The organism is Streptomyces sp. PR69 (assembly GCF_026420845.1).
In the GTDB taxonomy this organism is placed as follows: Bacteria; Actinomycetota; Actinomycetes; order Streptomycetales; family Streptomycetaceae; genus Streptomyces.
Window position 1 is genome coordinate 121,103 of the sequence record NZ_JAOWCB010000012.1, and the last position, 23,363, is coordinate 144,465.

A 23,363-nucleotide genomic window follows, 5' to 3' on the forward strand; every position below is an offset into this window, starting at 1 on the left:
CCACTATGAGCAGCAACGACACGCCGCGCGGCCCCGTCGACTCGTCCCGTATCCCGCGGTACGCAGGACCCGCGACGTTCGCCCGGCTGCCCCGGCTCGACGAGGTCGGCAGCGCCGATGTGGCCGTCGTCGGCGTCCCCTTCGACTCCGGGGTCTCCTACCGCCCCGGCGCACGCTTCGGCGGCAACGCCATACGCGAGGCGTCCCGGCTGCTGCGGCCCTACAACCCGGCTCAGGACGCCTCGCCGTTCGCCCTCGCGCAGGTCGCCGACGCCGGCGACATCGCCGCCAACCCCTTCAACATCAACGAGGCCGTCGAGACCGTCGAGGCCGCGGCCGACGAGCTGCTGTCCACCGGCGCGCGCATGATGACCCTCGGCGGCGACCACACCATCGCGCTGCCGCTGCTGCGCTCCGTCGCCAAGAAGCACGGCCCGGTGGCCCTGCTCCACTTCGACGCCCACCTGGACACCTGGGACACCTACTTCGGCGCGGAGTACACCCACGGCACCCCGTTCCGCCGGGCCGTGGAGGAGGGCATCCTCGACACCGAGGCGCTCTCCCACGTCGGCACGCGCGGCCCGCTGTACGGCAAGCAGGACCTCGACGACGACGAGAAGATGGGCTTCGGCATCGTCACCTCCGCCGACGTCATGCGGCGCGGCGTCGACGAGGTGGCCGACCAGCTCCGTCAGCGCATCGGCGACCGGCCGCTGTACATCTCCATCGACATCGACGTGCTCGACCCGGCGCACGCGCCCGGCACCGGCACCCCGGAGGCCGGCGGCCTCACCTCCCGCGAACTGCTGGAGATCCTGCGCGGCCTCGCCTCCTGCAACCTGGTCTCCGCAGACGTCGTCGAGGTGGCCCCCGCCTACGACCACGCCGAGATCACCTCGGTCGCCGCGTCCCACACCGCCTACGAGCTGACCACGATCATGTCCCGCCAGATCGCGGAGGCGCGCGGCAAGTGACCCACGACCACGGCCTCGTGCTGCGGCCGACGCCCGCGCAGACGGAGGCCGCGCTGAACCCGCCCACCCGTCGCCCGGCCACCACCCCTCAAGGAGGCGCAGAGCGCCGCGCGTCCATGGTCCGCAACGGCGGCGACCTCGTCGTCGAAACCCTCCAGGGGCTCGGCGCGACCACCGTGTTCGGGCTGCCCGGGCAGCACGCGCTCGGCATGTTCGACGCGCTGCGCCGCTCCTCCCTGACCTACGTCGGGCTGCGCGTGGAGAACAACGCGGGCTTCGCGGCGGACGCGTACGGGCGCATCACCGGGGAGGCCGCGCCGCTGCTGCTGTCCACCGGGCCCGGCGCGCTGATGTCGCTGGCCGCCCTCCAGGAGGCGGCCGCGGCGTCCGCGCCCGTCCTGGCCATCGGCAGCCAGGTGCCGACCGCCGGGCTCGGCGGCGGCCGCCACGGCTATCTGCACGAACTGCGCGACCAGCAGGCGTCGTTCCGCGACATCGTGAAGTCCGTGCACACCGTGCGCACCGCCTCGCAGATCCCGTCCGCGATCGCCGCGGCCTGGGAGTCCGCGCTGACCGCGCCGCACGGCCCGGTGTGGGTGGAGATCCCGCAGGACGTGCTGCTCGCGGCCGCGGCCCTGCCGGCCGTCACCGCCATGGACGCGACCCCGCGCGATGTCGCGCCGCGGCCCGAACTGACCGCCGTCGCCGCCGATCTGCTGTCGAAGGCCCAGCGTCCGGCGATCATCGCGGGCGGCGGGGTCGTACGCTCCGACGCCTCCGGCAAGCTGCGCGCGCTCGCCGAGAAGCTGAACGCCCCGGTCGTCACCACCTTCGGCGGCAAGGGCGCGTTTCCCTGGGAGCACCCGCTGTCCCTCCAGTCCTGGCTGGAGGACCGGCATATCACCGACTTCCTTGAGGACGCGGACGTGCTGCTGGTCGTCGGCTCCGGGCTCGGCGAACTCTCCTCGAACTACCACACGTTCGCCCCCCGCGGCCGGATGATCCAGATCGAGGCGGACCTCGGCAAGCTGGAGTCCAACCACCCGGCGCTGGGCATCCACGCGGACGCCCGGCTCGGGCTGTCCGCGCTGCTGGAGACGGTGCGGGAGCGGGCGGACTCCGGCGCGCAGAAGCGCGTCCGGGACGTCCTCGCGCGCGTGCGTGAACGGATCGCCTCCCAGGAACTCACCACGGAGCAGCACGTGCTGTCCTCCGTGCGCGAGGCTCTTCCGGACGCGTCCCCCAGCTTCTGGGACATGACGATCCTCGCCTACTGGGCGTGGTCCGCCTTCGACCCCCGCCGCCCCAACACCATGCACTCCGCCCAGGGCGCGGGCGGCCTCGGCTACGCCTTCCCGGCAGCCCTCGGCGCGGCCGCCGCGGACCGTACGCGGCCGGTGCTCGCCGTCTCCGGCGACGGCGGCGCGATGTACTCGATCGCCGAACTGGCCACGGCCCGGCAGTACGGCCTCGACGTCACCTGGCTGATCGTGGACGACGGCGGATACGGGATTCTGCGCGAGTACATGACGGACGCCTTCGGGGAGGCGACGGCCACGGAGCTGGCCCGCCCGGACTTCGTCGCCCTCGCCGAATCCTTCGGCGTCCCGGCGCTGCGGACGACGCCGGAGTCGCTGACGGAGCACCTGGCGAAGGCGCTGGGGACGGCGGGGCCGTCGGTGGTGGTGCTGCCGGCGACGCTGCGGATGTTCGCGCCGACGCACCGCTGAGCCGCACCGGGGGAGGCACCCCCAGGCGAGGCTGAAATTCAGCCCGTTGGGGGCACCTCCGCGGGGGTACCCCTGGGGGCACCTCCGTGGGGGTACCCCTGGGGGCACCTCCCAGCGGTAGCTGGGGGAGGAGTCTGGGGGAGTTTGAGGACACGGCCGAAGGCCGCACCGGTCGCCTGGGGCGAACCGGGCAACGCCGCTACGCCCGGTACCCCGGCACAGACGGCCAGCGGACCGTGAGCACCACGGACTCCTCCTCCGCGTACCAGGAGTGATCCACGCCCCGGCCCCAGACGACGTAGTCGCCCTGCTCGGCCAGGAGCACACTGCGGTCCGACAGCTCCACCCGGAAGCGGCCGCTGATCAGCACCAGCAGGGCGGTGCGCTCCTCGCCCGTCACCCACTCCGCGCGGCGGTCGCCGCGCGGATGGACGCCCCACTTGATCTCGACGGCATCGCTGTGCCGCGGGTCGGCGGCGTCCTTGAAGTGGCCGAGCAGCCAGCCCCGGTCCAGGGCGGCGTCACGGCCGGCGTTGCCCGCGTACACACTGCTGTTCACCGCAAGGGACGTTAACAGCCCGACCGCCGCCGTCGCGGTCGACGGATGTCTGACCGCCGCGGGCCCGCGGCAGCGTACGGCGGGCACCCAGACCGGGACTGTTCGCCGCGCGTCGGCGCGCCCCCGGCGGCCGCCTCCGGCTCCTCCTCGCTGGTGACGACAGCCAGAACGCCGCCCAGATCACCCGGCTGTACCGGCTCACCGTGCGGCTGCCGCACCGCTGGCGCACACTGGCGGCGACGGCCGACCGCGGCCGGCGGTCCTAGGTCCGCGGACCGGTCTTCGTACGGCGACCGCTGCCAGGGGATGAAATACGCAGCTCGCCGCGTTGGTGCCTTCCGGCAGACCAGAACAACCGGGGAGGCATCACGTGGCGGCGGCAGAGCAAGGGTGGGCACGGCGGCTGACCGGCTACGCCTGGCGGTACCGGCGGAATGTGGTGCTCGCGCTTGGTTCCTCCCTCGCCGGCATGGCGGTGATGGCCCTCGTCCCGCTGATCACCAAGGTCGTCATCGACGATGTGATCGGCGCGGGCACCCGGTCGCTCGCCGTCTGGACCGGGCTCCTCGTCGCCGCCGCCGTCGTCGTGTACGCCCTGACGTACATCCGCCGGTACTACGGCGGCCGGCTCGCCCTCGACGTGCAGCACGATCTGCGCACCGAGATGTACCGGACCATCACCCGGCTCGACGGACGGCGGCAGGACGAGCTCTCCACCGGCCAGGTCGTCGGCCGCGCCACCACCGACCTCCAGCTCATCCAGAGCCTGCTCTTCATGCTCCCGATGACCGTCGGGAACATCCTTCTCTTCCTCGTCTCCCTGGTGATCATGGCGTGGCTGTCCGTGCCGCTCACCCTGGTCGCCGTCGCCGTCGGCCCCGCCCTGTGGTTCATCGCCAAGCGCAGCCGCACCCGGCTGCACCCCTCCACCTGGTGGGCGCAGAGTCAGGCGGCGGCCGTCGCGGGCGTCGTCGACGGCGCGGTCCTCGGCGTACGCGTCGTCAAGGGCTTCGGCCAGGAGGAGCAGGAGACCGCCAAGCTCCGCGACGCGGGGCGCAAGCTGTTCGCCGGGCGGCTGCGCACCATCCGGCTGAACTCCCGCTACACCCCTGCCCTGCAGGCCGTCCCCGCCCTCGGCCAGGTCGCCATGCTCGCCCTCGGCGGCTGGCTCGCCGTCCGCGGTCAGATCACCCTCGGCACCTTCGTCGCCTTCTCCGCCTATCTCGCCCAGCTCGTCGGACCCGTCCGGATGCTCGCCATGGTCCTCACCGTCGGCCAGCAGGCACGCGCGGGCGTGGAGCGCGTACTGGATCTGATCGACACCGAGCCGACCCTGAAGGACGGCGTCAGGGAGCTGCCCGCCGACGCGCCCGCGAGCGTCGAGTTCGACGACGTCACCTTCGGATACGAGGAGGGCCGGCCCGTCCTCGACGGCTTCTCGCTGCGGATCGAACCCGGCGAGACCGTCGCCGTCGTCGGCTCCTCCGGCAGCGGCAAGTCCACCGTCTCCCTGCTGCTGCCCCGCTTCTACGACGTCAGCGGCGGCGCGGTCCTCGTCGGCGGCCGCGATGTGCGCGAGCTGACCCTCGACTCGCTGCGCGCCGCCATCGGCCTCGTCCCCGAGGACAGCTTCCTGTTCTCCGACACCGTCCGCGCCAATATCGCCTACGGCAAGCCCGGCGCGACCGACGCCGAGATCGCCGCCGCCGCGCGCGCCGCCCAGGCGGACCGTTTCATCGCCGAACTGCCCGACGGCTACGCCACCAAGGTCGGCGAACACGGGCTGACCCTCTCCGGCGGCCAGCGCCAGCGCATCGCCCTCGCCCGGGCCATCCTCACCGACCCGAGGCTGCTGCTCCTCGACGACGCCACCTCCGCCGTCGACGCGCGCATCGAGCACGAGATCCACGAGGCGCTGCGCTCCGTCATGGCGGGACGCACCACCCTGCTGATCGCCCACCGGCGCTCCACGCTCGGCCTCGCCGACCGCATCGCCGTCCTCGACGGCGGCCGCCTCGCCGACATCGGCACCCACGAGGAGCTCCAGCGGCGCTCGGCGCTCTACCGGCGGCTGCTCACCGACCCCGACGAACTGGGCGGCGTCTCGCCCGGGCATGCCATGGCCGTCGACATACCCGAGGACCGCACCGTACGGGAGGAGATGCAGGCCGAGTACGACGCCGAACGCGGCATCACCCCCGGCCTGTGGGCACGGGAGGACGCCCCGCGCGCCGAGCCCGCCGCCCTGGCCGCACCGGGCGCGACACCCGAACTGCTCGCCCAGGTGGAGGCCCTGCCGCCCGCCGCCGACACCCCGGACGTCGACGAGGCGCAGGCCGTGCGTCCTGCGCGGACCCGCGGACTGCGCGGACTGCTGCGCGGCTTCGGACCGCCGCTGCTGATCAGCCTGGCGCTGGTGGCCGTGGACGCGGGCATGGGCCTGCTGCTGCCGGTGCTCATCCGGTACGGCATCGACGAGGGCGTCACCGAGCTGGCGCTTGGCGCGGTGTGGACGGCCGCCGGGCTGGCGCTGGTGACCGTGGCCGTGCAGTGGGCCGCCCAGGTCGGGGAGATCCGCAAGACCGGCCGCACCGGGGAGCGCATCCTCTACTCCCTCCGGCTGAAGATCTTCGCGCAGCTCCAGCGCCTCGGTCTCGACTTCTACGAGCGCGAGCTGGCCGGCCGCATCATGACCCGGATGACGACGGACGTGGACGCGCTGTCCACCTTCCTCCAGACGGGGCTGGTCACCGCGTTCGTCTCGGTCGTCACCTTCTTCGGCATCATGGTCGCGCTGATCGTCATCGACGTGCAGCTGGCACTGGTGGTGTTCGCCACGCTGCCCGTCCTGATCGTGGGCACCGTCTTCTTCCGGCGGCAGAGCGTCAAGGCGTACGAACTGGCCCGGGAGCGCATCAGCGGTGTCAACGCCGACCTCCAGGAGTCGGTCTCCGGGCTGCGGATCGTCCAGGCCTTCCGCCGCGAGCGGGACGGCGAGGCGCACTACGCGGCCGGCAGCGACGCCTACCGGCAGGCGCGGGTGCGCGGCCAGTGGCTGATCTCCGTGTACTTCCCCTTCGTGCAGCTGCTGTCGTCCGCAGCGGCCGCCGCGGTGCTGATCGTCGGCGCCGGCCGGGTGGAGGCGGGCACCCTCACGGCGGGCGCGCTGGTGGCGTATCTGCTCTACATCGAGCTGTTCTTCGCACCCGTGCAGCAGCTGTCACAGGTCTTCGACGGCTACCAGCAGGCGTCGGTGTCGGTCGGGCGCATCCAGCAGCTGCTCGCCGAAACCACCTCCACGGCGGAGCCGGACCGGCCGCGGGGCGTGACCGCGCTGCGCGGCGACATCGCCTTCGAGAACGTCTCCTTCGCCTACGGGGACGACGAGGAGGCGCTCCGCGGGGTCGATCTGCGCATCCCCGCCGGGCAGACGGTCGCCTTCGTCGGCGAGACCGGCGCGGGCAAGTCGACGCTCGTCAAGCTGGTCGCCCGGTTCTACGACCCGACGGACGGCCGGGTCACGGCGGACGGCGTCGATCTGCGGGACCTCGATCTGACCGCGTACCGGCGCAGGCTCGGCGTCGTGCCCCAGGAGGCGTATCTCTTCGCGGGCACGGTGCGGGACGCGATCGCCTACGGGCGGCCCGACGCGACCGACGCGGAGGTGGAGGCAGCGGCGCGGGCCGTCGGGGCGCACGACATGATCGCCACGCTGGACGGCGGCTATCTGCACGAGGTCACCGAGCGGGGGCGCAATCTCTCCGCCGGTCAGCGCCAGCTGATCGCGCTGGCGCGCGCGGAGCTGGTGGACCCCGATGTGCTGCTCCTCGACGAGGCCACGGCCGCGCTTGATCTGGCCACGGAGGCCCAGGTCAACCAGGCCACCGACCGGCTGACCGGCCGCCGCACCACCCTGGTGGTGGCCCACCGGCTGACCACGGCGGCACGCGCGGACCGGGTCGTGGTGATGGACCACGGCCGGGTGGTGGAGGACGGCACGCACGAGGAGCTGGCGGCGGGGGAGGGGCGGTACGCGGACCTCTGGCGTACGTTCCTCGGCGCGGACGCGGACGCGGGCGCGGCGGTGTAGCGCGCGGGGCGGGGGTGCGGGTTGCCCGTGGCGGGGGCGGGTGCTTGTCCCACCCACCCTCCCGTTTCCAGCTCCCCGCCGGGCGCGGGCGTGGGGCGTCCGGGGGTCAGGCACTTGGTTCGTGCGGGTTGCCCGTGGCGGGGGCGGGTGCTTGTCCCACCCACCCTCCCGTTTCCAGCTCCCCGCCGGGCGCGGGCGTGGGGCGTCCGGGGGTCAGGCACTCGGTTCGTGCGGGTTGCCCGTGGCGGGGGCGGGTGCTTGTCCCTCCCGCCCTCCCCCTTCGCCCTGGGGGCGTGGGGGTCCGGCACCCCGACAGCCGCGGGTGAAGGGGAACCCGCACCCTGCCGGGTGCGGGGACGCCGGGGCAGTCGGCCCGTCTGGGGCGGAGGGGCCGTGCAGGGTCGCCCCCGCAGAGGACCGGCGGCAAGACCGGGGTCACCCGAAGCAAGGGCGGTCACGCCGCCGGCCTTGAGGAGGTGAGCCCGGAGGGGCCCCGACCACCCGAACCAAGACAAGACCCCGAACCCCAAGAGCCCATGAGACGGGCAACCCGCACCCGGCAAGGGCCCGGCACACCCAGGGGGCCGAGGAGCCCGCGCTCTGCGGAGACCGGCATGCGGAGGGTCCGGGACAGCCCGCGCCCCGCGGAGGGGGCATGCCCGGGGGAACCTCACGGCGCGAAGCGCCGCCGGGGTGTAGGGGCGAAGCCCCTACACCAGAAAGGGCGGGTGGGTGGGGAAGGACCCGCACCCGCGGAGACGGTCAGTCACACGCGCCGCAACCATCCCACCCCACCCCGCGTCGTACACACGTACGTGCGAGACCTGAGTGACACGGGGAGACGTAGTGACGGGCACGACAAGCGCCGGCGGCGGCACGGCACGGCGGCGGACCGGCGCGCGCCTGGGCGCCGTGGTCGTCGCCGTCGTCCTGCTGACGCTGGTGAACCACGGCGCCCACCCCGCCCAGGCCCGCGCCGCCGCGACCTGTACGGGGCGGCTGGCCAAGATCGTGTCGTTCTCCACCGGGGAGCTGCGGATCTACCAGGGACGCCACTACGCCTGCGCCATGACGTTCGCCAAGAAGCCCGGCAAGCGGCGGTATATGCGGGTGTCGCTTCAGCCGCGCGGCGGCCGGGCCGCCGTCGACGCCGGATGGTTCACCCGGTACGCGGGGCCCATCACCGTGCACGCGCTCAACCGCTGTGTCCGGGCGAGCGGTTCGGTCTCCGGCGTCACCCGGTCCACCGGGTGGCTCCTCTGCTGAGCGGTTCAACCGGGGCTGGCGGGAGGCGCGTTGCCACCGCTAGGTTCACCGCGACCGCTTGAAACAGGGGAGGGTGAATGCGCAACGCGCTCAGATGGCTGCTCTCGCTCGTGGTGCTCATAGGCGCCATGGGCGTGGCAGGCGGCCCGGCGACGGCACACGCGGCCACCGCCGCAGATCCGTACGCCGCAAGCCCGCACGCCATAAGCCCGTACGCCGTCGAACAGGCCGCCGCAGACCCGTACGACGGCCGGGACATCGGCGGCCGGGACATCAAGGACCGCATCCTGGCGATCCCGGGCATGAGCCTCATTGAGGAGAAGCCGCATCCCGGCTACCGCTTCTTCGTGCTCAGCTACACCCAGCCGGTCGACCACCGGTGGCCCTACCTGGGCACCTTCGAGCAGCGGCTCACCGTGCTGCACAAGGACACCGCCCGCCCCACTGTCTTCCACACCTCCGGCTACCACGTGAGCACCACGCCCCGCCGTGCGGAGCCCACGGCCATCGTCGACGGCAACCAGGTGTCGCTGGAGTACCGCTTCTTCTCGCCGTCCCGGCCGAGCCCCGCCGACTGGTCCAAGCTCGACATCTGGCAGGCCGCCAGCGACCAGCACCGGGTGTTCAAGGCGCTGAAGAAGATCTACCGCAAGAACTGGATCTCCACGGGCGGTTCCAAGGGCGGGATGACCGCCACGTACTACGAGCGCTTCTACCCCCGCGACATGGACGGCGTCGTCGCCTACGTCGCCCCCAACGACGTGGTGAACTGGGAGGACTCGGCCTATGACCGCTTCCTCGCGCGCGTCGGCACCCAGGAGTGCCGCGACAAGCTGGGCGCGGTGCAGCGTGAAGCCCTGGTGCGCCGCGAGGCGCTGGAGGCGAAGTACCGGCAGCTCGCCGACGAGGAGGGCTACACCTTCACCACCATCGGCAGCCTCTCCCGGGCGTACGAGGCCGTGGTCCTCGACTACGCCTGGGCGTTCTGGCAGTACAGCCACTTGACGGACTGCGCCGCGCTCCCCGCCGCCACCGCTTCCGACCAGGAGATCTACGACTCCCTCGACGCGGTCTCCGGCCTTGCCTTCTACACGGACCAGGGCCTTGACCCGTATACGCCGTACTACTACCAGGCGGGCACCGAGCTGGGCTCGCCCGACATCGCCCAGCCGCATCTGGACGGTCTGGTCCGCTACGGCTACCAGCCGCCGCGGAACTTCGTGCCGCGGGAGATCCCGATGCGCTTCAAGCCGTGGGCGATGTACGACGTCGACCGCTGGGTGCGGCACAACGCCCACCGGATGATGTTCGTGTACGGGGAGAACGACCCCTGGGGCGCGGAGCCGTTCCGCCTCGGCTGGGGCGCGCGGGACAGCTATGTCTACACCGCGCCCGGCGCCAACCACGGGGCCGGGGTCGCCGATCTGAAGGAGGCGGAGCGGGCGCGCGCCACCGCTTCGATCCTCAAGTGGGCGGGTGTCGCGCCGCGGGCCGTCCAGGAGAATCCGGCCAAGGCGAAGCGGCTGACCGGTTTTGACGCCGGGCTCGACAAGCAGGAGGCCCGCCGTATGCCGGCGTTCCTCCCGTAAGCAGGTCTGCCGGCAGGCCCGTAGGCCCGCGGAAGCCCGTATGGCATGTGCGGGGCCGGGCTGCGTCCGTCGTCAGACACGGCGGGCGCAGCCCACCGGCCGCTCCCCGCCGAGCGTGACGAACAGCGCGGTGGACGGCGGGCACTGGGTGCGCCGCGCCACCGCCGAGGCCACCTTGTACTGCGGGGCGTGCTCGCCCGACCCATCGCAGGCGGTCTCCTTCACCTGCCCCTTGCGCGCGGTGTAGACGCAGTCGCCGACGACCGTGTGGGGGCCGCCGCCCCCGCCCGGATCACCCGGATGGGGCGGTTCCAGATTCCGCATGCAGGCATAGCCGCGGGACACCTCGCCGTCTCCGTCCTCGTCCGCGGCCGGCAGGCTCTCCGAGATATGCAGGACGAAGTCCGTCGCCTCGGGGCATGCGCCGCGGCCCGTCGAGGCCAGTCCGTCATACCGGGCGAGGACGCGGGCCGCTGCCTTCTCGCTGCTGCACGGCACCTCGTGGAACTCCCGGCCGCGCGAGGCGCATTCACCCCGCCCCAGGAAGACCGCCCCGTATCCGGGCGTCGCCGGGGCGGACGACGCCGGTGCCGCGGAGCCGCCGGAGCCGCCGGGACCGGCGCCCGCCCCGCCGTCCGACGACTCCTGGCAGCCGGTGCACAGCACCGCCGTCACCACCGCGGCCAGCAGAACCACAACCGACGCCGGCACCCCCCAGCTCCGTCCACGCATCCCGCCGCCCCCTGGAACCCCGGCCCGCACGGCGGCCGACCCGCACCGCCGTCGCCGATCACTGTCTCCGGCTCCAGCGTGGCGCGCCACCGCGGGCACACGCCAGCGACGCGGGCGGCTTCGGCGCGATTGGGCACGAATGGGGGTCGTGCGCCCCGGGCGCGGGATACGCCTGCCTACGCTAGCTGTACGAAAGTCCGTGCCCGATCGGATACAGCACCCGCGCCGGGTCGTCGGCGCGCTGCACCGGCGCCGGCAGCCGTCCGCGGGGCCGCGCACGGCCCGTGATGACCCGTGCCGCGGCGCGCACTTCGACATCGGTCCAGCCGTACGAGGCGAGGGCCGCGGGCACCCCCGCCAGCTGGGCGATGTCATACGGATTGCGTACGGCGAGGGCCACGATGGGCGTCCCGGTGTCCAGCAGCCGCCGCACCAGGGTGCGCTGGGAGCTGCCCGCGGTGACGTTGTAGGTGAGCACGACGACCGCGTCCCGGCCGCTCGCCGCCGCTGCCGCCTCCTCGATCCGCGCCGGGCTCGGGGCTGTGCCGGTGGACAGGGAGACCGCGTCGAACCCCAGCTCGTTGAGCGCGCCCGCCATGACGGTCGTCGGGGGTCCGGTGGTGCCGGAGGGGGAGGCGGGATCGGCGCCGACGACCAGCACTCTGCGGTGCGTGCGCGGCCCGCGGCGGCCCAGCGGCAGCAGCCGGCCCTCGTTCACCAGCAGAGTCGTGGTCTCCTCGGCGATCCGCTCGGCGGCGGCGAGATGCGACCGCGCGCCGACGGTCCGCTCGACGTCCCGGTGGGAGGCGAACGGGTCGCGCAGCAGACCGAGCCGCTCCTTCAGCCGCAGAATCCGCAGCACCGACTCCTCGACACGCTCGACGGCGAGTTCGCCGCTTCTGACGGCGTTGAGCACGGCGTTCCAGGCGAGGGCCAGGTCGGGCGGGTTGAGCAGCTGGTCCACGCCCGCGTGGAGGGCCAGCACCGGCACCCGGTCGTCGCCGTACTTCTCCCGTACGCCCTGCATGCCGAGCGAGTCCGTGACGATCACGCCGTCATAGCCGAGCTCCCCGCGCAGAATGCCGGTGAGGATGGGACGGGACAGCGTCGCCGGGTCGTCGCTCGGGTCGAGGGCGGGGAACTGGATGTGCGCCGTCATGACGGCGTCGGCCCCGGCGGCGATCGCCGCCCGGAACGGCGGGGCGTCGAACTCCTCCCACTCCTCGCGGGTGTGGGTGATGACCGGGATGCCCGTGTGCGAATCGACCGTGGTGTCGCCGTGGCCCGGGAAGTGCTTGGCCGTGGCGGCGACCCCGCCGCTCTCGTAGCCGCGGACCTGGGCGGCGACCATACGGGCCACCCCCTGGGGGGCGGCGCCGAAGGACCGTACGCCGATGACGGGGTTGGCGGGGTTGACGTTGACGTCCGCGACGGGGGCGTAGTTCTGCCGGATGCCCATGGCGGCCAGCTCGGCCCCCGCGATCTGCGCCGCCCGGCGCGCGTCGGCCGCGGAACCGCCCGCCCCCAGCGCCATCGCGCCCGGCAGCAGTGTGGCCGGCTTGCCCACGCGCGCGACGATGCCGTGTTCCTGGTCGGTGGCGAGCAGCAGCGGCACAGGGGTCTGCTGGGCGAGCCCGGCGCGCTGGATGCCGTTGGACAGATCGGCGATCTGGTGTGGATCGCGGGTGTTGTGCGCCCAGGCGAAGTAGATGATCCCGCCGACGTGGTACGCGGCGACCAGCTCGGCCGCGGTGCGCACGCCGATCTCTTCCAGGTTCTTCTCGGCGTCGGCGGGATCGGGATCGGTGGCGGAGTGCCCGTATACCCTCATCACAAAGAGCTGGCCGACCTTCTCCTCCAGGCTCATCCTGCCGATGAGCCGTTCCAGTCGTCCGCGCCGCCCGGTCTGCTCCCCGGCCGCGGCGGGCGGCGCGGGGACGGCGGCGACGGAAGCCGCTCCGGCGGTGGCGGTGAGAAGGGTGCGTCGGGAGAGGTTCCGGCTGTGCACGGGTGCTCCTTCCGGCCTTGCGCGACAAGGTAGTTGAAGGAAACTTCCAGGCCTCACGGGTGTCCGGAAAATTACTGCCGGGTCAATGCCGTGGCAAGGGCCGCCGCACACGCCACGCGGAAACATCACCGCCCTGGCTCCGTGCGCTGCCTGGCGGGGACGTGGCGGAACACCGTCGGGAAGTGGCCGAAAATCACTCCCCGCAGTCGTGCAACCCTTTCTGCGTGACATGAGTCGTACTGGTCGGCGAGGTTCCCGGGGGGTGGATCTGGGGGGATCCGGCGGAACCCTCGCCACAGTGGGGGGAGGGGGAAGGCGGGGGGCCCGGCCATGTGGCCGGGCCCCGTTGTCCTTGCCGGGCTCGCGGCTCCGGTCGTTCAGTTGTCCACAGGCGGCTGTCCACGGGCTGGTTGGTTGTCCACAGGCCGCCCGCCGTGTCGGAGCGCGGCGGTAGCGTCGGAGCATGTCCAACGCAGCAGTGGTCGAAGGGGTCCTCGAACGCATCACCTATGCCAACGAGGAGAACGGGTACACGGTCGCCCGCGTCGACACCGGCCGCGGCTCCGGCGAGCTGCTCACCGTCGTCGGGTCGCTGCTCGGTGCGCAGCCGGGCGAGTCGCTGCGCATGGAGGGCCGCTGGGGCTCCCACCCCCAGTACGGCAAGCAGTTCACCGTGGACAACTACACCACGGTCCTCCCGGCCACCGTCCAGGGCATCCGCCGCTATCTCGGCTCCGGGCTGATCAAAGGCATCGGCCCCAGGATCGCCGAGCGCATCGTCGACCACTTCGGCGTCGACACGCTCGACGTCATCGAGCAGCGGCCGGACAGGCTCATCGAAGTCCCCGGCCTCGGACCCAAGCGGACCAAGCTGATCGGCGCGGCCTGGGAGGAGCAGAAGGCCATCAAGGAGGTCATGGTCTTCCTCCAGGGCGTCGGCGTCTCCACCTCCATCGCCGTCCGCATCTACAAGAAGTACGGGGACGCCTCGATCTCGGTCGTGAAGAACCAGCCGTACCGCCTCGCGGCCGACGTCTGGGGCATCGGCTTCCTCACCGCCGACAGGATCGCCCAAGCGGTGGGCATTCCGCACGACAGCCCCGAGCGGGTCAAGGCCGGACTGCAGTACGCCCTGTCGCAGTCGACCGACCAGGGCCACTGCTTCCTCCCCGAGGAGCAGCTCATCGCCGACGCGGTGAAGCTGCTCCAGGTGGACACCGGCCTGGTCATCGAGTGCCTCGCCGAACTCGCCGGCGAGGAGGAAGGGGTGGTGCGGGAGCAGGTCCCCGCCCCCGACGGCGGGGACGCTCTGACGGCCGTGTATCTGGTGCCCTTCCACCGGGCCGAGCTGTCACTCTCCGGCCAGCTGCGCCGGCTGCTGCGCACCGAGGAGGACCGGATGCCGGCCTTCCAGGACGTCGCCTGGGACAAGGCGCTGGGCTGGCTCGCCTCCCGCACGGGCGCCCAGCTCGCGCCGGAGCAGCAGGCCGCGGTCAAGCTCGCGCTGACCAGCAAGGTCGCGGTGCTCACCGGCGGCCCGGGCTGCGGCAAGTCCTTCACGGTCCGCTCGATCGTGGAGCTGGCCCGCGCAAAGAAGGCAAAGGTGGTGCTGGCCGCGCCCACCGGCCGGGCCGCCAAGCGGCTCGCGGAGCTCACCGGCGCCGAGGCATCCACCGTGCACCGGCTGCTGGAGCTCAAGCCGGGCGGCGACGCGGCATACGACCGGGACCGGCCGCTGGACGCCGATCTGGTGGTCGTCGACGAGGCGTCGATGCTTGATCTGCTGCTGGCGAACAAACTGGTCAAAGCAGTGGCACCGGGTGCACATCTGCTGTTGGTCGGGGATGTGGACCAGCTGCCCAGCGTCGGCGCGGGGGAGGTGCTGCGCGATCTGCTCGCCGACGGCGGGCCGGTGCCCAGCGTCCGGCTGACGCGGATCTTCCGCCAGGCGCAGCAGTCGGGCGTCGTGACCAACGCCCATCGCATCAACTCCGGACAGCAGCCCGTCACCACCGGGCTCGCCGACTTCTTCCTCTTCGTGGAGGACGACACGGAGGAGGCGGGGCGGCTGACCGTCGATGTGGCGGCACGGAGGATTCCGGCCAAGTTCGGCCTGGACCCACGGCGGGATGTGCAGGTGCTCGCGCCCATGCACCGAGGCCCCGCCGGCGCCGGCACCCTCAACGGCCTGCTTCAGCAAGCGATCACCCCCGCCCGCCCGGAGCTCCCCGAGAAGCGCTTCGGCGGCCGGGTCTTCCGTGTCGGCGACAAGGTCACCCAGATCCGCAACAACTACGAAAAGGGGCAGAACGGCGTCTTCAACGGCACGGTCGGGGTCGTTGTCTCCCTCAGCGTCGATGACCAGCGGCTGACCGTGCTCACTGACGAGGACGAGGAGGTGCCGTACGACTTCGACGAGCTGGACGAGCTGGCGCACGCCTACGCCGTGACCATCCACCGCTCGCAGGGCAGTGAGTACCCGGCCGTGGTGATCCCGGTCACCACCGGGGCCTGGATGATGCTCCAGCGCAATCTCCTGTACACGGCCGTGACCCGTGCCAAGCAGCTTGTGGTGCTGGTCGGCTCACGTAAGGCGATAGGACAGGCGGTGCGCACCGTCTCTGCGGGTAGACGGTTTACAGCGCTGGACAGCCGGCTGGCCGCGCCCGCGTCCGCGCCGGGGCCCGCACCCGCGCGGGCGGCGGCGACTTCGGCCGGCTGAGGGGCGCATACCCCGCCGCCCGGGCGACCCCCTACGGTCCCCCAAGGGGTGGCAAACGCCACCCCCGGGTTCCGGAACCAGGGCGAACGGGGCAAGATGAGCAGGTTGACGGCACTCAGTGCCGCCAATTGGCCCAATGGTCGACCCCGAGTGCACTCTCCTGAGCCAAATGGGGGATGGTAGAGACAGTCAGGGCACCTCGAAGAAGAGGCACTACGTCGGTGAGGGATGACGTGAGCGACAACTCTGTAGTACTGCGGTACGCGGACGGTGAGTACACCTACCCGGTGGTTGAGAGCACCGTCGGCGACAAGGGCTTCGACATCGGGAAGCTCCGAGCCCAGACCGGTCTGGTGACCCTGGACAGCGGATACGGCAATACGGCCGCCTATAAATCCTCGATCACCTACCTGGACGGCGAGCAGGGCATCCTGCGCTACCGCGGCTACCCGATCGAGCAGCTCGCGGAGCGCTCGTCCTTCCTCGAGGTGGCGTATCTGCTGATCAACGGCGAGCTGCCGACGGTCGACGAGCTTTCCGCGTTCCGGGGCGAGATCACCCAGCACACGCTGCTGCACGAGGACGTCAAGCGGTTCTTCGACGGGTTCCCGCGTGACGCCCACCCGATGGCCATGCTGTCCTCCGTGGTCAGCGCGCTGTCCACCTTCTACCAGGACAGCCACAACCCGTTCGACGAGAAGCAGCGCCATCTGTCCACGATCCGGCTGCTCGCCAAGCTTCCGACGATCGCGGCGTACGCCTACAAGAAGTCGATCGGCCACCCGTTCGTCTACCCGCGCAATGACCTCGGGTATGTGGAGAACTTCCTGCGGATGACCTTCTCGGTCCCCGCGCAGGAGTACGAGCTGGACCCGGTCGTGGTCTCCGCGCTGGACAAGCTGCTGATCCTGCACGCCGACCACGAGCAGAACTGCTCCACCTCCACGGTCCGTCTGGTCGGCTCCTCGCAGGCGAACATGTTCGCCTCGATCTCCGCGGGCATCAGCGCCCTGTGGGGTCCGCTGCACGGCGGGGCCAACCAGTCGGTGCTGGAGATGCTCCAGGGCATCCAGGCCAACGGCGGCGATGTCGACTCCTTTATCTCCAAGGTGAAGAACAAGGAGGACGGCGTCCGGCTGATGGGCTTCGGCCACCGCGTCTACAAGAGCTTCGACCCCCGCGCGAAGATCATCAAGGCGGCGGCGCACGATGTCCTCTCCGCGCTCGGCAAGTCCGACGAGCTGCTGGACATCGCGCTCAAGCTGGAGGAGCACGCGCTCTCCGACGAGTACTTCGTCTCGCGCAACCTCTACCCGAACGTGGACTTCTACACGGGTCTGATCTACCGCGCCATGGGCTTCCCGACCGAGATGTTCACCGTGCTGTTCGCGCTGGGCCGGCTGCCGGGCTGGATCGCCCAGTGGCACGAGATGATCAAGGAGCCGGGCTCCCGCATCGGCCGTCCGCGCCAGATCTACACCGGCGAGGTCCTGCGCGACTTCGTCCCGGTCGAGGCCCGCTGAGCCGCAGGCCCGCTGAGCCGCAGGCTCGCCGGGCCGCAGGTCCGTTGCCGGGTCACAGGCCCGCTCAACGACGGAAAGCGCCCCGCAAGCCGATCCCCCCACGGGTCGGCGGGCGGGGCGCTTCCATATCCCGGAGCGGATTCCCCCCACGGGATCCGGCCGGGCGTCTAGCCGGGCGCGGAAGCTCCGCGCGCGGTCTGCCGGGGTACGTACGGACGGGAGGGCCGCTCAAAGCTCCCCGGTGCACGTGCCCCGGCTTACGCTTGCCTGGGACGTCCCCCAAGACATCCCATGAACGTCCCCCAAGACGTTCCTGGCATCGCCCACTTAGACTCGCCATGAGCCTGAATGGTTACCCCCAAATATCTGTGATCTAGGTCTCCTTGTGAAGGTCCTGTGACCCAGTTGTAGTGACGCAAACGCAAAACTTTCCCCATGGCGGGCCGGGGCCCGCCATGGGGAAAGGCGATGGGCTCTCAGGCGCCCGCGGTCGTCAGCTCATAGCCGGCCTCGTCGACCGCCTCGCGCACGGCCGCCTCGTTCAGCGGGGCGTCGGAGACCACAGTGACCTGCCCCGTGGCGGCGACGGCCTGGACCGAGACGACGCCCTTGAGCGCGGACAGCTCGCTGGTGACCGCCCCCTCGCAGTGGCCGCAGGTCATACCGCTGACCTGGTAGACGGTGGTGACGGTCTTCGTCTCGGCGGTCATGACGAGTCTCCTCTTCGGGTCTGAAGGTCTTCGGGTCTCGGGTCTCGGGTCTTCGGGTGGTGGCGCTGTGTGCTGCCTATGGCTTTGACTCTATACCCCTAGGGGGTATAGATGCGAACCCCTGCCCGGCCGTCTACAGGTCCCCGCTCCGGGCCTTGGGACATGGTAGATACCTCCCATGTCGCACTCGGGGACGCTGATCCTGATCATGTCCATCGCGGTGCTCGCGCCGCTGCTGGCCTATGGCGTCGGGCGCTGGCTGCCCGTCCCGCTCGTCATCTTCGAGATTCTGCTGGGCGTGCTGATCGGACCCGATGTCCTCGGCTGGGCCGAAACCGGCCCCCTGATCGACGGCCTCTCCGAACTCGGCCTGGCCATGCTGATCTTCCTCGCCGGGTACGAGACCGACTTCGGCCGGGTCCGCCGGGACATCCGGCGTCGCTCCCTCTGGGCCTGGCTGATCACCCTGGCGGCCGGCCTGGCGGTCGGCGTCCTCCTGGCGGGCGGCGGCTTCAGCAAGGGCGTCTACGTCGGCACGGCGCTCACCAGCACGGCGCTGGGCACCGTGCTGCCCGTGCTGCGTGACGCGGGCGATCTGAGAACCCCGTTCGGCCCGGTGATGCTGACGTTCGGCGCGGTGGGGGAGTTCGGGCCGATCATCGCCATGGCGCTGCTGCTCAGCGGACGCAAGCCGGGGCAGTCGACGGTGCTGCTCGCGGCATTCGCGGCGCTGACGGCCGCGGCGGTGTTCTGGGCGCTGCGGCCCCGGCCGCCGTGGTTCTCCCGGCTGATCGCCAAGACGCTGCACACCAGCGGCCAGTTCGCCGTCCGGCTGGTGTTCCTGCTGCTCGCGCTGATGCTCGGGGCGGCGCAGGCGCTCGGCCTGGACGTCCTGCTGGGGGCGTTCGCCGCCGGACTGATCACCCGGCTGGTGCTGACCGGAGCGGCCCCGGAGAGCAGCGGCGAGGTGCTGGGAAAGGTGGAAGCGGTCGGGTTTGGCTTTCTGGTGCCGGTCTTCTTCATCGTCACGGGCATCGGGTTCGATCTGGACGCGCTGTTCGCCGGCGGCCGGGAACTGCTGCTCGTCCCCGGCTTTGTGGCGCTTTTCCTGCTGGTGCGCGGGGCGCCTTTGTGGCTGCTGGCTCCCCGGGAGTTCGTACGCCGGGACCGCGCGGCGCTGGTGCTGTACGGCTCCACGGCGCTGCCGCTGATCGTGGCGATCACCACGCTGGCGCTCGACGCCGGGGCGATGACGACGGGGGAGTCGGCGGCGCTCGTCGGCGCGGGCATGGTGTCGGTGCTGGTGTTCCCGCTGCTTGCGCTCAAGTGCCGGGCGGCGGCGGGGGAGCGGGAGCGTGCCGCCGCCGCCCGGCCGTCCGGGGCCGGTGAATCATGGTGAAGGGCCCCGCCGGAGCGGGGCCCGGGGCCGTATGGGCCGTGTCGTCGTATCGGGGTTCGGTCGGGGGTCGGATTGGGGTTCGGATCGGGGGCGGGTCAGTCCCTGCGGTTGCGGTTCCCCGGCCGGTTGGCGACCCAGGAGCGGATGGTGTCGGCGTACCAGTAGGGCTTGCCGCCCTCCACATGGTCGGGCGTGGGCAGGTGGCCGTGCTTGCGGTACGAGCGGACGGTGTCCGGCTGCACCCGGATATGCGCGGCGATCTCCTTGTACGACCAGAGTCTTCTGTCGGCCATCTGTGGGCACCTCCCTGCGTGCGCCGCAGCGGCGGCGCGGGGGGCCGTCGGGGGAGCTGCGGCGCGGACGCTCGGCGATCACTGAGATCACTCAGCCTGTGCCCCGGGACGGGCACGGGGTGATCCTGCAGGGCGGGGATGTCGACCGGCTGTGACGGAAGGGCCGCGAAACAGCGACAACTGTGATGACTCAGGGACAAACGCGGCGGCAGACGCGGTGGCAGACGCGGCAGGTGCGCAGGGGCGTCAGGCGCCGCAGGACCGCAGGAAGCGCCGGGTCCGCTCGGCGATGGGGAACGGCTTGTCCGGCGGGCAGGGATACATGTCCTGCTCGACGATGGCGAACAGCTCCACGTCCAGCGCCTGGGCCGCGGCGAGCACGGGCTCCAGGGCCGGGACGCCTGCGGGCGGTTCGCACATCACCCCGCGGGCCACGGCCGGTCCGAACGGCACCTCGTCCGCGACCACTTCAGCGAGGATCTCCGGGTCCACCTGCTTGAGGTGCAGATAGCCGATCCGCTCGCCGTAGGTCTCGATCAGCTTGACGCTGTCGCCGCCGCAGTAGGCGTAGTGGCCGGTGTCCAGGCAGAGCGAGACCAGATCGGGGTCGGTGGCGTCGAGGAGGCGGCAGACGTTCTCCTCGGTGTCCACATGGGTGTCGGCGTGCGGATGGACGACGATCTTCAGACCGTACCGCTCGCGCACCTCACGGCCCAGGCGCTCGGTCTGAGCGGCGAGATCGCGCCATTGTTGCGCCGTCAGCGTGCTGTCCTCCAGCACCTTGCCGGTCTTGTCGTCCCGCCAGAAGGACGGAATGACGACGAGGTGCTCCGCGCCCATGGCCCGGGTGAGCGCCGCGATGTCCGAGACATGGGACCAGGTCCGGTCCCAGACGGCGGGCCCGTGGTGCAGGGAGGTGAAGACGGTGCCGGCTGAGACCTTCAGCCCGCGGCTTCGGGTCTCGGCGGCGAGGACGGCGGGGTCGGTGGGGAGATAGCCGTACGGGCCCAGCTCGATCCACTCGTAGCCGGCGTCGGCGACCTCGTCGAGGAAGCGCTGCCAGGGGACCTGCCGGGGGTCGTCGGGGAACCACACCCCCCAGGAGTCGGGGGCTGAGCCGACCCGGATGCGGTTCAGGGCGGGGGAGGAGGAGGTCATGGCCGCCACTTTTCCGGCCGCCGGAGAAAGGTGTCAACCCTTCGTCCGAATGTAAGGACAAAATGTTGACAGGGTTCCGCAGGGGCGACTAGACCTGAGGGCAGCCGGCGACCGTCGTCGAGCCGAAGGGACGCATATGCCGCAGCCGTACGACGTGATCACCATGGGACGCATCGGTGTGGACATCTACCCGCTGCAGACGGGGGTGCCGCTGGCACAGGTCGACACGTTCGGGAAGTTCCTCGGCGGCTCAGCGACGAACGTCGCGGTCGCCGCGGCCAGGCTCGGCCGCCGGACGGCCGTCGTCACCCGCACCGGCCGGGACGCCTTCGGGGACTATCTCCACCAGGCGCTGCGGGAGTTCGGAGTGGACGACCGGTGGGTCACGCCCGTGGACGGGTATCCCACCCCGGTCACATTCTGCGAGATCTTCCCGCCGGACGACTTCCCGCTCTACTTCTATCGGCACCCCAGAGCCCCCGATCTCCAGATCTACCACCATGAGCTGGACCTGGACGCGATCCGCGCCGCCCGGGTCTTCTGGATGACGGGCACCGGCCTGTGCGCGGAGCCCAGCCGCAGCTCGACGCGGCTGGCGCTGCGCGCCCGCACACCCGGCGAGGGGTTCACGGTGTTCGACCTCGACTGGCGGCCGATGTTCTGGAAGGGCGGGGCGGAGGACGCCCGGCCCCACTACGCGGCGGCGCTGGCGCACGCCACCGTCGCCGTCGGCAACCTCGACGAATGCGAGGTCGCCACCGGCGAGCGCGAACCGCGGGCCGCCGCCCGCGCGCTGCTCGCCGCGGGCGTGCACCTCGCGGTGGTCAAGCAGGGCCCCAAGGGCGTGCTGGCCGTCCACCGCGACGGCACGGAGGCGGAGATCCCGCCGGTCCCGGTCGACGTGGTCAACGGCCTCGGCGCGGGCGACGCGTTCGGCGGGGCGCTCTGCCACGGCCTGCTCGCCGGCTGGGAGCTGCCCGAGGTGATGCGCTACGCCAACGCGGCGGGCGCGATCGTCGCCTCCCGCCTCGCCTGCTCCTCCGCCATGCCGTACGCCCCCGAAGTCACCCAGGTCCTCACCGGCGGCCCGGTCCCCCCGCAGCCCCCGACGGGCGGCGTCCCGCCGGGTGCTTCACCGGAAGCCCCGCCGCCCGCTGGCCCGGAGGCCGCTGGCGACGCCGGGTCGTCCGCTGCGCGGCCTCCATCCGCGCCCGAGGCGGCGGGCGGAGCCGACAGCGAGCCGGCCGTCCCCCAGGGGAGTTCCGTCGCGCCCCCCGGCCCGTTCGGACCCGACACGCCGGGCCAGGCCGCCGCGCCCGGGGTGGCTGGACGCCTGACCCCGTCCACGCCGCCTCCGGCTGCGCCGGGGCAGTCGGGCTCGGCCCACGATGCCGACGGCGTGACGGCCGGACGCCAGCGCCCCCGCCGCGGCGATGAGGCAACGGCCCGTCAGGCCCCAGAGGGCGTCGGGCCGCAGGCCCCCAGCCCCGTAGAGGTACACCGCCTCGGTGGGCCGCAGGGCTCCCGTACGGCCGATGGCGCGGCCGGTTCGGTCCCGGACGCCGGTGTGGGCGGTGCCGTGTCCGGTGCGGTTTCGGGCCGTGGGCATTCCGGGCCGCAGGGCGGGGAAGTGCTGCGGGGGGCGGGCCCTGGCGGGCCTGGGGCGCGCGGGGCCCGTACCCACGGAGGTGCGGTGTGAGCGCCGTTGACATCAGAGAGCTCGTCGGGATCCGCACCCGGCATCCCGAGGCCGTCGCGGAGGCGGCCGCGCGGCGGCGCAGGCGGCCGCGGCTCATCGGGGAGAGCGGACGGCTGATGATCATCGCGGCGGACCATCCGGCCCGCGGCGCGCTCGCCGTCGGCGACAGCCGCTTCGCCATGGCCAACCGGCTCGACCTGCTGGAGCGGCTCTGCCTCGCGCTCTCCCGGCCCGGCGTCGACGGAGTCCTCGCCACCGCCGACATCCTCGACGACCTGCTGCTCCTCGGCGCGCTCGACGACAAGGTCGTCATGGGCTCCATGAACCGCGGCGGCCTCTCCGGCGCCGTGTTCGAGCTGGACGACCGCTTCACCGGGCACCGCGCCCAGGACCTGGCCCGTCTCGGCTTTGACGCGGGCAAGCTGCTGCTGCGCATCGACTACGACGACCCCGGCTCCCTGGACACCCTGCACTCCGCCGCCCGCGCCGTCGACGAAATGGCGGAGCGTCAGCTTCCCGTCTTCATCGAGCCGTTCATCTGTCACCGCGCCGACGGCCGCCTCCGCAACGATCTCAGCGCGGAAGCCGTCACCCGCTCCATCGCCATCGCCTCCGGCCTGGCCGGCACCTCGGCGTACAGCTGGCTCAAGGTGCCCGTCACGGACGAGCCCGCCGACATGGCGGCGGTGATGGAGAGCTCCACGCTGCCCGCCGTGCTCCTCGGCGGCGAGATCGGCGACGACCAGGAAGGCGCATACGAGAAGTGGCGCGGCGCGCTGCAACTGCCCACCGTGCAGGGCCTTGTGGTGGGACGTTCGCTGCTCTATCCGGTCGACGGGGACGTCACCGCGGCGGTCGACACCGCCGTAGGGCTTCTGTAGGGGGTACGCACAGACCATGGACCACCACGA

The 23,363-nt window shown here is 72.0% G+C and carries 15 protein-coding genes and 1 pseudogene; 10 read left to right on the top strand and 6 right to left on the bottom strand.

Annotated features, from left to right (window positions below; genetic code table 11):
* The first annotated feature begins 5 nt into the window (after positions 1–5).
* Together speB and OF819_RS14515 are read left to right on the top strand one after the other, a co-directional pair.
* Entirely contained in the window at positions 6–974 is a 969-nt protein-coding gene (gene speB, locus OF819_RS14510) for an agmatinase (protein WP_267243916.1), read from the top strand.
* Positions 971–2,704 (top strand): thiamine pyrophosphate-binding protein, encoded by a 1,734-nt coding sequence (locus OF819_RS14515; RefSeq protein WP_267243917.1) that lies wholly within the window; start codon positions 971–973, stop codon positions 2,702–2,704. Before speB ends, OF819_RS14515 begins: the two co-directional genes overlap by 4 nt.
* A 199-nt stretch (positions 2,705–2,903) precedes the next feature.
* On the opposite strand, the gene OF819_RS14520 is transcribed toward OF819_RS14515, so the two are convergent.
* Entirely contained in the window at positions 2,904–3,263 is a 360-nt protein-coding gene (locus OF819_RS14520; protein WP_267243918.1) for a signal peptidase I, read from the bottom strand.
* A gap of 370 nt (positions 3,264–3,633) precedes the next feature.
* Between OF819_RS14520 and OF819_RS14525 the strand changes: the two genes are divergently transcribed.
* The 3 genes from OF819_RS14525 to OF819_RS14535 all read left to right on the top strand — a co-directional run bounded on the left by OF819_RS14525 (position 3,634) and on the right by OF819_RS14535 (position 10,208).
* A complete protein-coding gene (locus OF819_RS14525) occupies positions 3,634–7,353 on the top strand; it encodes an ABC transporter ATP-binding protein (protein WP_267243919.1) in 3,720 nt (1,239 codons plus the stop codon).
* A gap of 846 nt (positions 7,354–8,199) precedes the next feature.
* Positions 8,200–8,619: a hypothetical protein gene (locus OF819_RS14530; RefSeq protein ID WP_416370536.1), complete on the top strand. Its 420-nt coding sequence runs from the start codon at positions 8,200–8,202 to the stop codon at positions 8,617–8,619.
* 77 nt (positions 8,620–8,696) lie between these two features.
* Entirely contained in the window at positions 8,697–10,208 is a 1,512-nt protein-coding gene (locus OF819_RS14535; RefSeq protein WP_267243920.1) for a S28 family serine protease, read from the top strand.
* A 72-nt stretch (positions 10,209–10,280) separates the two neighbouring features.
* Here the strand turns inward: OF819_RS14535 and OF819_RS14540 are convergent, their stop codons facing one another.
* Both OF819_RS14540 and OF819_RS14545 read right to left on the bottom strand, forming a co-directional pair.
* Positions 10,281–10,940 carry a hypothetical protein gene (locus OF819_RS14540; RefSeq protein ID WP_267243921.1) on the bottom strand — a complete coding sequence of 220 codons (660 nt, stop codon included), beginning with the start codon at positions 10,938–10,940 and terminating at the stop codon, positions 10,281–10,283.
* A gap of 181 nt (positions 10,941–11,121) precedes the next feature.
* Positions 11,122–12,948: a glycoside hydrolase family 3 protein gene (locus OF819_RS14545; protein ID WP_267243922.1), complete on the bottom strand. Its 1,827-nt coding sequence runs from the start codon at positions 12,946–12,948 to the stop codon at positions 11,122–11,124.
* Positions 12,949–13,411: 463 nt separating this feature from the next.
* Between OF819_RS14545 and OF819_RS14550 the strand changes: the two genes are divergently transcribed.
* Complete coding sequence (locus OF819_RS14550; protein WP_267243923.1) at positions 13,412–15,670, top strand: ATP-dependent RecD-like DNA helicase; 2,259 nt, start codon at positions 13,412–13,414, stop codon at positions 15,668–15,670.
* A gap of 233 nt (positions 15,671–15,903) precedes the next feature.
* Entirely contained in the window at positions 15,904–17,193 is a 1,290-nt protein-coding gene (locus tag OF819_RS14555) for a citrate synthase (RefSeq protein ID WP_267243924.1), read from the top strand.
* Positions 17,194–17,669: 476 nt separating this feature from the next.
* On the opposite strand, the gene OF819_RS14560 is transcribed toward OF819_RS14555, so the two are convergent.
* Positions 17,670–17,903: a heavy-metal-associated domain-containing protein gene (locus OF819_RS14560; protein WP_267243925.1), complete on the bottom strand. Its 234-nt coding sequence runs from the start codon at positions 17,901–17,903 to the stop codon at positions 17,670–17,672.
* Between the two features lie 178 nt (positions 17,904–18,081).
* Between OF819_RS14560 and OF819_RS14565 the strand changes: the two genes are divergently transcribed.
* A complete protein-coding gene (locus tag OF819_RS14565) occupies positions 18,082–19,302 on the top strand; it encodes a cation:proton antiporter (protein WP_267243926.1) in 1,221 nt (406 codons plus the stop codon).
* Positions 19,303–19,397: 95 nt separating this feature from the next.
* On the opposite strand, the gene OF819_RS14570 is transcribed toward OF819_RS14565, so the two are convergent.
* Positions 19,398–19,595, bottom strand: coding sequence for a helix-turn-helix transcriptional regulator (locus tag OF819_RS14570; protein ID WP_267243927.1), 198 nt, complete (start codon positions 19,593–19,595; stop codon positions 19,398–19,400).
* 246 nt (positions 19,596–19,841) lie between these two features.
* On the bottom strand, positions 19,842–20,753 hold the full coding sequence (locus tag OF819_RS14575) for a sugar phosphate isomerase/epimerase family protein (protein ID WP_267243928.1): 912 nt from the start codon (positions 20,751–20,753) through the stop codon (positions 19,842–19,844).
* Positions 20,754–20,889: 136 nt separating this feature from the next.
* Between OF819_RS14575 and iolC the strand changes: the two are divergent.
* Together iolC and OF819_RS14585 are read left to right on the top strand one after the other, a co-directional pair.
* Positions 20,890–22,014, top strand: a pseudogene (gene iolC, locus OF819_RS14580) (5-dehydro-2-deoxygluconokinase); the annotation flags it as partial.
* A gap of 434 nt (positions 22,015–22,448) precedes the next feature.
* Positions 22,449–23,333, top strand: a complete 885-nt coding sequence (locus OF819_RS14585) for a deoxyribose-phosphate aldolase (protein ID WP_267243929.1) — start codon at positions 22,449–22,451, stop codon at positions 23,331–23,333.
* The last annotated feature ends 30 nt before the right edge of the window (positions 23,334–23,363 follow it).